This is a genomic window from Campylobacter geochelonis (genome assembly GCF_013201685.1).
Lineage (GTDB): Bacteria > Campylobacterota > Campylobacteria > Campylobacterales > Campylobacteraceae > Campylobacter_B > Campylobacter_B geochelonis.
Window position 1 is genome coordinate 1173572 of the sequence record NZ_CP053844.1, and the last position, 13265, is coordinate 1186836.

At 32.7% G+C, this 13265-nt stretch carries 12 protein-coding genes; 11 read left to right on the forward strand and 1 reads right to left on the reverse strand.

Going from position 1 to position 13265, the window contains the following annotated elements; all coding sequences use genetic code 11:
- The first annotated feature begins 28 nt into the window (after nt 1–28).
- From CGEO_RS05410 to CGEO_RS05450, 9 genes are all read left to right on the forward strand, one after another.
- The gene (locus tag CGEO_RS05410) at nt 29–2647 is read left to right on the forward strand and encodes a valine--tRNA ligase (protein ID WP_075540302.1); all 2619 of its coding nucleotides are present in this window, start codon (nt 29–31) and stop codon (nt 2645–2647) included.
- A 23-nt stretch (nt 2648–2670) separates the two neighbouring features.
- A complete protein-coding gene (locus CGEO_RS05415) occupies nt 2671–3078 on the forward strand; it encodes a DsrE family protein (protein ID WP_075540301.1) in 408 nt (135 codons plus the stop codon).
- A 479-nt stretch (nt 3079–3557) separates the two neighbouring features.
- Nucleotides 3558–4517, forward strand: coding sequence for a methionine ABC transporter ATP-binding protein (locus CGEO_RS05420; protein WP_075495255.1), 960 nt, complete (start codon nt 3558–3560; stop codon nt 4515–4517).
- Between the two features lie 43 nt (nt 4518–4560).
- A complete protein-coding gene (locus CGEO_RS05425; RefSeq protein ID WP_075495257.1) occupies nt 4561–4860 on the forward strand; it encodes a tetratricopeptide repeat protein in 300 nt (99 codons plus the stop codon).
- Nucleotides 4861–5267: 407 nt separating this feature from the next.
- Nucleotides 5268–5924 carry a methionine ABC transporter permease gene (locus CGEO_RS05430; RefSeq protein WP_075531896.1) on the forward strand — a complete coding sequence of 219 codons (657 nt, stop codon included), beginning with the start codon at nt 5268–5270 and terminating at the stop codon, nt 5922–5924.
- A 209-nt stretch (nt 5925–6133) separates the two neighbouring features.
- A complete protein-coding gene (locus tag CGEO_RS05435) occupies nt 6134–6904 on the forward strand; it encodes a MetQ/NlpA family ABC transporter substrate-binding protein (protein WP_075495261.1) in 771 nt (256 codons plus the stop codon).
- 20 nt (nt 6905–6924) lie between these two features.
- Entirely contained in the window at nt 6925–7695 is a 771-nt protein-coding gene (locus CGEO_RS05440; RefSeq protein ID WP_172658098.1) for a MetQ/NlpA family ABC transporter substrate-binding protein, read from the forward strand.
- Between the two features lie 157 nt (nt 7696–7852).
- On the forward strand, nt 7853–8683 hold the full coding sequence (locus tag CGEO_RS05445; RefSeq protein WP_075495265.1) for a peptidylprolyl isomerase: 831 nt from the start codon (nt 7853–7855) through the stop codon (nt 8681–8683).
- 111 nt (nt 8684–8794) lie between these two features.
- The gene (locus CGEO_RS05450) at nt 8795–9403 is read left to right on the forward strand and encodes a DedA family protein (RefSeq protein ID WP_075495267.1); all 609 of its coding nucleotides are present in this window, start codon (nt 8795–8797) and stop codon (nt 9401–9403) included.
- 503 nt (nt 9404–9906) lie between these two features.
- On the opposite strand, the gene CGEO_RS05455 is transcribed toward CGEO_RS05450, so the two are convergent.
- Complete coding sequence (locus CGEO_RS05455) at nt 9907–11442, reverse strand: phosphoethanolamine transferase (RefSeq protein WP_075495269.1); 1536 nt, start codon at nt 11440–11442, stop codon at nt 9907–9909.
- A gap of 508 nt (nt 11443–11950) precedes the next feature.
- On the opposite strand from CGEO_RS05455, the gene CGEO_RS05460 reads away from it, so the two are divergent.
- Both CGEO_RS05460 and CGEO_RS05465 read left to right on the forward strand, forming a co-directional pair.
- Nucleotides 11951–12646, forward strand: coding sequence for a DUF4198 domain-containing protein (locus CGEO_RS05460; protein ID WP_075495271.1), 696 nt, complete (start codon nt 11951–11953; stop codon nt 12644–12646).
- Nucleotides 12646–13077 carry a hypothetical protein gene (locus CGEO_RS05465; RefSeq protein WP_075495273.1) on the forward strand — a complete coding sequence of 144 codons (432 nt, stop codon included), beginning with the start codon at nt 12646–12648 and terminating at the stop codon, nt 13075–13077. The genes CGEO_RS05460 and CGEO_RS05465 overlap by 1 nt, the downstream gene beginning before the upstream one ends.
- Nucleotides 13078–13265 lie beyond the last annotated feature (188 nt).

The following is a 13265-nucleotide window of genomic DNA, read 5'->3' on the forward strand; positions in this document are numbered from 1 at the left end:
GCTTTAAATTTAAACAAAGGATAGTCAAGTGGCTGATTTTTACGATGCTAAAGAGGTCGAAGAAAAATTTTATAAAATTTGGGAAGAACGTGGATATTTTGAAATCGATGGCAACAAGGATATTTGTGAAGACAAAAAGAGCTTTTGTATTATGATGCCACCACCAAACGTTACAGGTGTGCTTCACATCGGACACGCCCTAACCTTTACGCTTCAAGATATCATGACTCGCTATAAACGTATGGATGGATACAAAACTTTATGGCAACCAGGACTTGATCACGCAGGAATCGCCACTCAAAACGTCGTTGAAAAACAACTTCTAGCACAAGGAATTACAAAAGAAGAGCTTGGGCGCGAGGCATTTTTACAAAAAGTTTGGGAGTGGAAAGAAAAAAGTGGTGGAACTATCAACCGCCAAATGCGCCGTCTTGGCGTAACTCCGGCGTGGAGCAGAGAGCGTTTTACTATGGATGATGGGCTTAAAAAAGCTGTAAAAAAAGCCTTTGTAAATTTATATGAAAAAGGTCTTATCGTTCGCGGAAACTACATGGTAAACTGGTGCACACACGATGGCGCACTAAGCGATGTCGAAGTAGATCACAAAGAAAATCACGGCAAGCTTTATCACCTTCGCTACTTTCTTGAAAATAGCGATAAATTTGTCATCGTTGCTACAACAAGACCTGAAACATACTTTGGCGATAGCGCTGTAATGGTTCATCCTGATGATGAGCGTTACAAAGAGCTAGTTGGCAAAAGTGTGATTTTACCTATCATAAATCGTAAAATCAAAATCATAGCCGATGAACATGTTGATATGAGCTTTGGAACTGGCGTTGTTAAAGTTACTCCAGCTCATGATATAAACGACTATGAGGTTGGAAATCGCCATAACTTGGAGTTTATCACTATCTTTGATGAAAAGGGAATTTTAAATGAGCGTTGCGATAAATTTGCTGGACTTGAAAGACTTGAAGCAAGAGATATTATAGTAAATGAACTTGAAAAACTTGGAAATGTCGAGAAAATCGAAGATTACACTAATCAAGTTGGATACTGCTACCGCTGTAAAAATATCGTTGAACCATACATCTCAAAACAGTGGTTTGTAAAATCAGCAATCGCAGATGAAGCCATAGCAAAGGTAAATGAAGGCGGGGCGGAATTTTTCCCAACGCATTGGATAAATAGCTTTAATGCGTGGATGAGAGAACTAAAAGACTGGTGTATAAGCCGTCAGCTTTGGTGGGGACATCAAATTCCGGTATTTTACTGTGATGAGTGCGGACATGAGTGGGCGAGCGAGGAAGATGAGCCAAAAGCTTGTCCAAAATGCGGCAAAAACCACTTTCATCAAGATCTTGATGTGCTTGATACTTGGTTTAGTTCTGGACTTTGGCCGATTTCTACTCTTGGCTGGGGAAATGGCGAGGCGCTTAAAGGGCAAAAATGGTTTGAAAACGACTTAAAAGAGTTTTATCCAAACACGATGCTGATAACTGGTTTTGATATCTTGTTTTTCTGGGTCGCTAGGATGATGTTTCAGTGCCAAAATGCAGTTGAAAAGCTTCCATTTAAAGATATATATCTTCACGCTTTGGTTAAAGACAAAGATGGCAAAAAGATGAGTAAAAGTAGTGGAAATGCCATAGATCCACTCGATAAAATAGATGAGTATAGTGCCGATATATTGCGTTTTACGCTAACTTTGCTTTGCGTTCAAGGGCGCGATTTAAGGCTAAGTGAAGAAAAGATGGTTTTGGTTAGAAATTTCACTAACAAAATTTATAACGCAAGTAAATATTTGCTAATGAACGAGCCTAAATTTAGCGACTTAAACGAATGCAAAATCACTTCAAAACTTGGACTTTATATGCTAAGTCGCTTTAAAGTATGTGTAAAAGATGTGCGCGAAAACATCGATGCTTACCGCTTTAACGACGCTGCAAACGCGATATATAAATTTATGTGGGATGAGTTTTGCGACTGGGGAATCGAGCTAAGCAAAGCTGACAAATCAAGCGTGCGCGAGCTTGGAGCGATTTTTAAAGAGGCGATGAAGCTTTTAAGCCCATTTATGCCATTTATCTCTGAGTATCTTTATCACGAGCTAAGCGCAACTAGCCTTGAAAACGCAAATTCGATAATGATAAGTAAATATCCAAAAATAGAGCAAAACGATGAGAAAATAGAAGAAATTTTTGCCCTTGTGATTGAAAGTATTGTTGCGATTCGCCGTGCAAAAGCGACTATAGACTTAGGAAATTCAAAAATTGCTAAAGCCTATATCAAGCTAAACACAAGTACTGATTTATCAAACGCAACTGCTTATATCAAGCTTCTTACAAAATGCGAAGAGATAGAGTTTACAAACGCTAAGCAAGAAAACTCAGTCCGCGATGTAAGCCAAAATTTAGAAGTTTTCATACCTCTAAGTGGCGTTGATACAAGTGCGATTGTAGCGCGTTTAAACTCACAAAAAGCAAAACTTGAAAAAGAGATAAACAAACTTGAAAATATGTTAAATAATGAAAAATTTGTAGTAAACGCTCCAGCAAGCGTGCTTGAGACAAACCGCGCAGGTTTAGCAAGCGCAAAAGAAAGACTTGAAAAAATCACAAGCGAGCTAGAAGCGCTAAGCTAACAAAAATAGCTAAAGGGGGTTTTATGGGACGTATTATTTTAGTAGGATTGTTGTTTATAAGCATTTTGTTGGCTAAAGATATAAATGTGGTTGTTTTTTTAACCGATAAAGCTAAATTTGATAACGCTTTTTTAGTCACAAGTGGTTTGCAAAAAACACTTCAAAAAGATGAAAAAGCTGATATCGAGCTTGTTTTGGGCGGTAGTTCTGTTGAGGTTTTTGCAAGTAAATCTAAAAAAGATTTGGATATGCAAGAAAAGATTAAAGCACTTGTTGCTATGCCAAATGTAAGAGTAGTGGCTTGTAGTGGAGCAATGAAACGAAGCGGGATAGATAAGTCTTGGCTAAGCACTGGCGTAAAAACAGTCAAAGCCGCACCACGAGAAGTTGTTTTAAAACAGCTTGATGGATATGCACTGTTGCAACCTTGAGTATAAATTTATTGCACATTTAAAGCTAAATTTAAGATAAATACTATAATCATCTAAATGTGTGTTAAAAATTAAAGCTTTTTTATCACGATGTCTGAATCGTGTTAAGAAAATTAAAATTTTTAATACACTTTACATTTTCTTAAAATATCAAAAAAGATTGATATTTATATAATCGTTTGTTTTCCAAAGTTTTATGCATTTTACTATCTTTTTTTCAAGTTTTAAGATATTTGGTTTAATCCGCCTAAACTCCTAAAAGCACTTATAAATAACTTATAAATTTGCTGTTTTATTTAAATCAAGTGGCAATTTAATATAAACTCTTATTTTCTCTCATTTTAAAATTTAAAAATTTTGTTTTGCTTCTATTTTCCTTTTCGCTAAATTTCAATTATGAAATTTAAGGCTTGATATTATTAAATTTTTATCAATTATGAGATATAATTTTTAAATAAATAAAATATTAAAGCAGATAAATGATACAAATTTGTAATTTAAAAAAATACTTTGGCTCAAATTTAATCCTAAAAGATATAAATTTAAGCATAAAAAAAGGTGAGATTTTTGCCCTTGTAGGACATAGTGGAGCTGGTAAATCCACGCTTTTACGCACCATAAATGGGCTTGAAAATTACCAAGATGGAAGCGTTAAAGTCTTTGGCAAAGAGATAAAATCTATGCAAAAATCACAGCTTAGAGATTTCCGCAAAAAAATCGGTATGATTTTCCAGCATTTTGCGTTGATGAGTCGTAAAACTGTCTTTGAAAACATCGCCACTCCACTTAGGTTTTGGAAGTATGATAAAGCTTATATAACTTCAAAAGTAAATGAGCTTTTGCAAATCGTAGGGCTTGAAGATAAAGCAAACTCCTATCCTAGCGAGCTTAGTGGCGGACAAAAACAACGAGTCGCCATAGCAAGAGCCTTAGCGCTTGAGCCTGAAATTTTACTTAGCGATGAGGCGACTTCAGCGCTTGATCCAAATACGACAAAATCCATCCTAGAGCTACTTAAAAAAATCAACCGCGAACTTGGCATAACCATTGTCATCGTAACTCATGAGATGGAAGTTGTCAAAAGTGTAGCAGATAGAGCTGTGCTGCTTGATGGCGGTGTGATAGTAAATGAAGGAAGCATTCAAAAGCTGTTTTTAAAACCCGATAAAAATATGCAAAAATTCCTTGGCGAAGAGGCGATAGTGCCAGAAAATGGTGTAAATATCGCGCTGTATTTTCCAAAAGAGGTCGCATTTGACTGCGTGATAACAAATATGGCACGAAAGCTCGATAAAGACTTTAACATCGTGTGGGGCAAAATCGAAAAGCTAAACGATAGCGTTTTGGGGCATTTGGTTATAAATATCAAAAGCGAAGATAAAGATTGTGTGCTTGAATACATTAAGAAAACAGGCGTTTTATGGGAGATAATGGAGTAAATTTTATAAACAAGATAGTTTTAAATAAATCATGGAGCAGAAAATGAAAAAAATATTTTTAACCTTTGTTTTAGTTGGATGTTGGCTAAATTTAGCTTTAGCAAGTGATCTTGGTAAGGGCTTTAATGCTTTAACTAGTGGCGATTTTAAATCTGCTTTTGAAAATTTTAAGCTAGCTTGCGATAAAAACGATGCTCTTGGGTGTAATGCTCTTGGAAATCTATATAAAAAAGGTAAAGGCGTTGAGCAAAATAATGAGTTGGCTAAAAAATATTATAAAAAAGCTTGTGAGTTAGGCTTAAAACCGGCTTGTGATAGTCAAGATAATTCAGACAAAAACTAGGCTAAATTTAGCAAATTTATGAAAGAATTATATGAAAAAATAGCCTTAAGCTTAATGCTAATTTTGGTGGCAAATTTAGCATTAGCTGATGATTTAAGCATGGCAAGAGAATTTTATATAAAAAATTAAAAAAGCTTTTGAGTATGCAAATTTATCTTGTCAGAAAAATAGCGCTGATAGATGTGCGACACTTGGAGCCTTTTATTTTAAAGGCATAGGCGTAAAAGAAAAGCTATAAAAAGGCTGAAAAAGCTTTTTAAAAAGTTTGCAAACTAGGATTTCATGATACTTGCAAGCGGCAAAATAGCTTAAAGAAAGCGAATATTAACAAAATTATAAATTTGCTTTGAAAGATAGTTTATAAAAGCAAAAATTAACAAAAATTATATTTTAATGGAGATTATTTAATGAATACTATGGACATTTTTACTAGAATTTTACTTCCTGCGACTTGGGATACCTTATATATGAGCGTTATTTCTACAATTATTGCTTTTATTTTTGGCTTGATTCCTGCGATTTTACTGATTTTAAGCGATAAAAACGGACTAAGACCAAATAAAACTTTATATTCAATTCTAGATGTCGTTGTAAATATTCTTAGAAGTTTTCCATTTATCATACTTATAATTATATTATTTCCTTTTACAAAACTTATAGTAGGAACAAGTATTGGAACAACTGCTGCTATTGTTCCACTTGCTATTGGAACTGCTCCGTTTGTTGCAAGACTGATTGAAAGTGCTTTAAAGGAGGTAGATACCGGCATAATCGAAGCTGCAAAGAGCTTTGGAGCAAGCGATTGGCAAATTATTTTTAAAGTTATGTTTGTTGAAGCCATCCCTTCTATTATCAACGCTTTAACCCTCACACTTATCGTAGTTATCGGCTTTTCTGCAATGGCTGGAACTGTTGGTGGTGGTGGGCTTGGTGATATCGCAATTCGCTATGGATATCAAAGATTTCGCCCAGATATTATGGCATATACTGTTGTGATTTTGATTATAATGGTGCAAATTTTTCAGATAATAGGAAATTTACTTTATAAGATGACCAAAAAATAGTTTTTTAATATATATAAATTATCTTATCGTTTTAAAAGCGTAAAATAGTAGTTTTATAATATATTTATAAAATATACTTTTAAATTTAATGTTACGTTTTTACACAAATTTAGTAGATTTTTACTTTTATTTAGCATAAATTTAAAGAATTAAACTTTAATAAATTTAAACTTATTAAAATACCAAATATATAAAATCAAGGAGAGATTTTGAAGATTATAGCTTTTATTACTTTTTTATTATTAAGTTTACATGCTAAAGATAGCGATAAAATCATACGAGTTGGCACAGTTCCTGTTCCTCACGCTCAAATTTTAGAAGTTATTGAGCCGATTTTAGAAAAAGAAGGCTATGAGCTAGTTATTAGCGAAATAGATGATAAGATACTAAACTATGCTCTTGAAGATGGTCAAATAGATGCAAATTTTTATCAGCATGAGCCATATTTACTCGAATTTAACAAACAAGAAAAAACTCATCTTGTAAAAACCATCGCAACTCATCTCGAACCAATGGCAATTTATAGTAAAAAAGTAAAAAATATCTCAGAGCTGCCAGATGGCGCCGTTATAAGTATACCAAACGATCCGGTAAACGAAAGCAGAGCACTGCTGCTTTTACAAGAAGCAGGAGTTATAAAACTTGATGATAAAAATGTTTTAAAAACAGATTTTGATATTATCTCAAATCCAAAAAATATAACTATAAAAACTATGCAAGCAGCCATTTTACCGCGTAGCATAGATGATGTTAGTGCTTCTATTATCAGTACATCTTATGCTATGGCAGCTGGATTAAACCCAAAAAAAGATGGTATTTTTATAGAAAATAAAAACAGCCCTTATGTAAACATCATCGCTGTAAAAGATGGCACGCAAGATAGCGCTAAAATCAAAGCTTTAGACAAAGCACTTTTAAGCGATGAAGTGAGAAATTTTATCATAAAACAGTATAATGGCACTGTTATTCCAGCATTTTAAATCAACCCAAAGGAGAAAAAATGAGAAAAATATTAGTTGGCGCAGCTCTTGCGTCTTTATTTATAGTTGGCGAAAATGCCGAAAAATTAGTAGTTGCAGCTACTCCAGTTCCTCACGCTGAAATTTTAAAAGTTATTGAGCCGCAACTTAAAAAAGCTGGTTTTGAGCTTGAAATTCGCGAATTTAATGACTATGTTATACCAAATTTAGCTACTGAAGATGGCGAAGTTGATGCAAATTTCTTTCAACATACGCCTTATTTAGATGAGTTTAACAAAAACAAAGGTACCCATTTGATAAAAACTGTAGGCGTTCATCTTGAGCCAATGGCGGTTTATAGCAAAAAAATCAAAGATTTAAAAGAGATAAAAGATGGTGCAAAAGTTAGCATACCAAACGACCCTACAAACGAATCGCGAGCTCTTGATGTGTTAGCAACTGCTGGGCTGATTGAGCTTAATGATGTGGCTTTAAAAACACCACTAGATATCGTTAAAAACCCTAAAAACCTAAAATTCACAGAAATTGAAGCTGCAACATTACCAAGAACTTTAGATGATGTTGAAATCGCAGTTATAAACACAAACTTTGCTATGAATGCTGGTCTAAATCCTACAAAAGACGCACTTGCTATAGAAAGCAAAGACAGCCCATACGTAAACATTGTCGTTGTCAAAGCTGGCAATGAAAATAGCGCTAAGACAAAAGCACTAAATGAAGCGATTACAAGTAAAGAAGTTAAAGAATTTATTGAAACTAAATACAAAGGCGCGATAGTTCCTGCGTTTTAATACAAACTACAAAGCCCCAAAAATGGGGCTTTACCCCTTAAATTTATAAAAATACATCTTGCGCCGTTATCTAAATATTAATAAAAAAATTAAATAAAAAATTATTTGTTTAGTATATTTTATGTATAATAACGCAAAACTTTTTAAAGGAAAAATTATGAATAAAATTTTACTTACAACCCTTAGTTTGGCTACTGCAATTAGCCTAAATGCTGCTGTTTTAGCAACCGCTGGCGATATAAAAGTAACTGATGAAGATATCGCTCCACTTTTGCAACCTCAAGGCGGAATGCACGGCATGATGGGCGATGTTAAGGTTTCTGAAGCTGATAAGAAAAATATGGTAGATAATGTTATAAAATACAAACTTTTAGTCAAACAAGCAAAAGATAGTGGCATACAAAAAGATCCTGAGTATAAAAAAAGTATGGATATGATGGCTGATAGCTTAGCTTTTCAAGTATGGCAAAAAAAGGAATTTGATAAAGTAAAAGTAAGCGATGCTGATGCAAAAAAATTCTATGATGAAAATGCAGATAAACTTTTTATGAAACCAGATGAAGTTAAAGCTAAACACATCTTAGTTGATGATGAAAAAAAGGCAAAAGAGATTATCGCTAAGCTTGCAAAAGTAGAAAAATCAAAGTTAAAAGATGAATTTTCTAAAGTCGCAGGAGCTGAGTCAAAAGACCCAACTGCTAAACAAAATGGCGGAGATTTAGGCTGGTTTAGCAAAAATCAAATGGTAAAAGAATTTGGCGATGCAGCATTTGCACTAAAAGATGGCGAAATGAGCAAAACTCCTGTTAAATCTGATTTTGGTTATCATATAATCTTAAAAGAAGAGAGTAAAAAAGCCCAAAAAGTTCCATTTGATAGTGTTAAAGATATGATTAAAGAAAGCCTTAAAGGTCAAAAATTTCAACAAGAAATAACTACTAAAAGCGATGAACTTTTCAAAAAAGCCAACGTAAAATACACAAAATAACACAAAAGCCCATTTTTGGGCTTTTTCTTTTTTAAACTCGAAAAACAAACATAAAAAATAACTAAATTTAAGCAAGTTTTGGTAAACTTTGCCTTTTACTAAGGAGTTTCGTTGTTAAAAGAAATTATAGATTTTATCGTCCAAACAGTCGGCGCTTGGGGATATCCAGGGATATTTTTTATGATGTTTTTAGAGAGTAGTTTTTTTCCTTTTCCTAGCGAAGTTGTTATGATACCAGCTGGATACTTGATACACAAAGGTCAGATGAGTTGGAGCTTAGCATTTATCGCTGGAGTTGGCGGTTCGCTTGCGGGAGCGATTTTTAACTACTATTTATGCTACTTTTTTGGCCGAAAACTTATAGAAAAATATGGTAAATTTGTTGGCATAAATGATGAAAAAATGAATAAATTTGAAGCATTTTTTAACAAACACGGCGAAATTTCCACCTTTAACTGCCGTTTAATCCCAGGCATTCGTCAATACATCAGCCTTCCAGCTGGACTTGCAAAGATGAATATGTTTAAATTCTGCCTTTATACATCGCTTGGCGCTGGAATTTGGGTTTTGATTTTGATGATTTTAGGCTTTTATCTTGGGCAAAACGAGGCGCTTTTAAAAGAAAAACTTCATATCATCACCATAACTTTACTAGTAATAGTTGCAGCTATATCGCTTGTTTATCTATATTTTGTTAAAAAATCTTCTAAAAAACTTTAGCAAATTTAAAGGCTTAAGATAGCAAAACATACTCACAATTTTTCTTAAGCCTTTTTACGTTATGCAAATTTAAACTAAGTTTTAAAATAACTTTATTATTTGTATCTTAAAATTAAATTTTAACCATGCTCAATTTAATTGGCAAAATATAGTCTAAATTTAAAATATAAATTTTCAATTTTATAGCGTGGTTAAATTTAATAAAGCGGAGTTAAATTTACAACGCCATATTTTATTTTACCTATACAAAATATCAAATTTTTCTAGTAAAACGCAAAGAGCCATTAAATTTATTAAAGTTTTTTAAGAGAGCAAAAATTTATAAAAACCAGCTTTAAAAGTAAAATTATTGATTTGCCCTCTTAACAGATACGCCATTTTACATCAATATAAAAATCGCAAAGTATCGAATTTCGTAAAATCTTTAAAAAATGTTTAAATTTAAAACAAAAACTTTAAAAATTTCTTAATTTTTACACAAAAAAGAGATTAGAAATTTTTAACTACATAACAAATATATCTAAATTTGGATTATAAATACTACTTTTCACACCGTAAAATCCAAGAACAAAATAAAAAATATTATCGTGCGAGAATTTATCATTTTTTATACTTTCTAGCCTATTTAATTTTGCTTTATCGCTTAGCCAAAATATCGCTGGAATGTGCTTTTGCTCATCTGGAGCTATGGCGTAAGGCATTCCGTGCAGATAGATATCATGCTCGCCTAAACTCTCCCCATGGTCGCTTGCAAAAAACATACCAACATCAAATTTATTATCCACTTTTTTAAGCGAATCAACTAAATTTGAAAGCAAAAAATCAGTATATCTAATCGAGTTATCATAAGTATTTTCGATCTGCGATAGTGAGCATGTTCCTAGCTTTGAAGTATCGCACGTAGGAGTGAATTTTTTAAACTCACTCGGATACTCCTTATAATAAACCGGCCCATGAGCGCCTTGTAGGTGAAGGACTATAAGAGTTGTTTTGTTTAAATTTGGTATCAAATTTGATGCATCGTTAAATACATTTTTATCAAAATCGCTTGCATTATAAATTTGCGTCTGCTCTTTTTTAACCCTATCACATACGCCCTTGCAACCTCCAGAGTTGTTATCAAACCAAAATATATCAACCCCAGCTTTGCTTAAAACATCTAGTAAATTCCCTCTATTTTCCACTCGTTTTGCATCAAACTCGCTTCTGCCTAAACCAGAAAACAAGCATGGTACACTCACGGCTGTGGCAGTTCCGCACGAGTAGAAATTTGTAAAACTTACAACATCTTTTTTCTCTAAAAACTCATTTGTATCGTGCGTAGTGTATCCGTTTAGCGAGTAATTTTTAGCCCTTTGCGTCTCGCCAACAACTAAAACAAACAATTTTGGCTTTTGACTTGGTTTAAGAGTTGCGTCAAGACCGATTTGTTCAAATGGCACTTTTTTTGTTGGAAGTGATTTTTTGATGACTTTTTCCATAGAATAAAGCGGATAAAATGGATTTGTATAATACTTTAGCTCTCTATTTTCGCGAAAAAACGAAAAGTATGTCTTACTATAAACTATAAAACTTCCACCGATAATAACCAAAGATAATGTTATAAAAACAAGTCTAAAAAACAGTTCAAATTTAGGTTTTTGATATATAATTTTTATTTTAAATATAATAAATATAAGAAAAATTATAATTAAAACAGCAAAGATTAAGTTTAAATTTAAAAGCGAAAATGCCTCTTTTCTATCTGTTTGCATAGCGTTTTCTAACATATTTGAATCAATTATCGTGCCATAACTCATACTAAAATACAAGCACAAACCCCCAACTATCAAGCATAAAACAGTAAATGGCTTTAATAAATACGGTATGAAAAACACAGATACGATAAGCAGACAAATAGCATAAAAAACTAAAATAGAATCAAATATAAAAAGCAAATCATCGCTTCTAGAAAACATCTCTTTGAAAAAAACATAGTTTAAAGCTAGTAGCACCAAACTAAAAATAGGTATAAATTTAACAGAACTAATCTTACTCATCTAAATCCTTTGGATAGGCTGAGGCGAAATTATATGCTCAAATGGTTACTGTTTAATAAACAAAAAATATCTACAAAACTATAAATAATTAAAATTTATATATATGACTCAAAGCTGTTTTAAAGAAACAAAGTAAAGTTTAGATAAGTTTTTCACTTCTTGCAAGATATTTTGGATAAGACTTTGGTAAATTTTTCTTTATACTATTTAAAATATTGTGCGTATCGATAAATTGTTTTTATTAAATTTACTATAAAATAATCAATTTTTATAAATTTATACTATTACTTTATGAAAATTATATATTCAAAAACAATTTCTTAAAATTTAGCATAAATATACTTGAATAGTTATCATACAAATTCAAAAGCGATAATCATCAAAATTATCATTTTATTAAATTTATACTGAATTTAAGCTCTAAAATAATACTATTATATTAAAAGTTTTATTTTATATGAAAATATAAAATAAAAGTATTATATATTTTTATTTTTAAGGAGTTTTTATGAAATTACTTAGTCCATTCATCGTAGCATATCTGCTTACATCTTCGCTTTTTGCTCACCAAATCATCGCCGAGAAAAAGGATAACCACTATGAAATCGCCTTTTGGGCACATGATGGTTTTAACAAATATGATAAAAAACAGTTAATGAGCGCAAAAGCATATGATATAAATGCAAAGCCTATTTTAAGCGGAATTGACTTTAGCAAGGATACGCCACAAATTTTAACCGATGGAAAAGTAGCCGTAGTAACAGCTGTTTTTGACGCGCTGTATTGGACGCAAACAGATAAAGGATATGAAAATATTTCTCAAGATGAATTTAAAGGTGTCGTTTTTGACTCACTACGCTCCATAAAGCTTGGAAAAACATATTTTGCTTATAGCGAAAAACTTTCAAAACCGCTTGGTCTTGAGCTTGAAGTTACACCACTGATAAATCCGCTTACCATAAAAGTTGGCGAAAAACTGCCTGTTTTAGTCACTTATCAGGGTAAAGTCTTAAGTGGGGCTGAATTTGAGACAAAAGATGGCGAGCTTGATGGCGTAAAAACAGATGAATTTGGTATAGCTTTTGTGCCGATTAAGTCAAGCGGGCTTCAAATCATTGCCGCCGTACACACATATCCATATATTTTTGATAGACTTTCACAAAATATAACAGTTCAATCATCTATAAGCTTTGAGGTTAAGTAGTGAAAAAACTCATCTTTTTAGCTATTTTTTGCATAAGCGCATACGCTCATATCGTTCAGTTTGATGTCGGAAGTGGGGGCGTTTATGCTTCTATATTTTTTGATAAAAACACGCCCGCAAAGTATTCAGAATATGAAATCTTTGCTCCAGATGCCTCACTAGCATTTGCAAGAGGATACACTGATGCGCGAGGAGTTTTGGCTTTTGTGCCTGATAGAAGTGGAGCATGGCGCGTAGATGTTAAAGCTGGAAGCAATCATGGCGAACATAAAGCGACTTTTGTTATCAATGTTGATGAGAATTTGACTGTCGCTTCTGTCGGACAGAAGCCACTTTATAGCTCCTACTCCGCAATGTTTACTGGACTTGCGCTTATTATCGGACTTTTTGGATTTTTATATGGGTTTAAAAATAGGCAAAAAAATACATAAATTTTATGTATTTTAGCAATGCGATTTAAAAATATAGCAGCTTTTACAGCTACTATATTTATTTTATCGCCTTATTTATAGCTAGCTTTTAACTATATATTTTAGATAATTTTTTGCCACGCAAAATATACTTTCCTTCTTAATTAATATCTTAAATTTTTAAAGCTATTTAGTTTAAATTTATCATA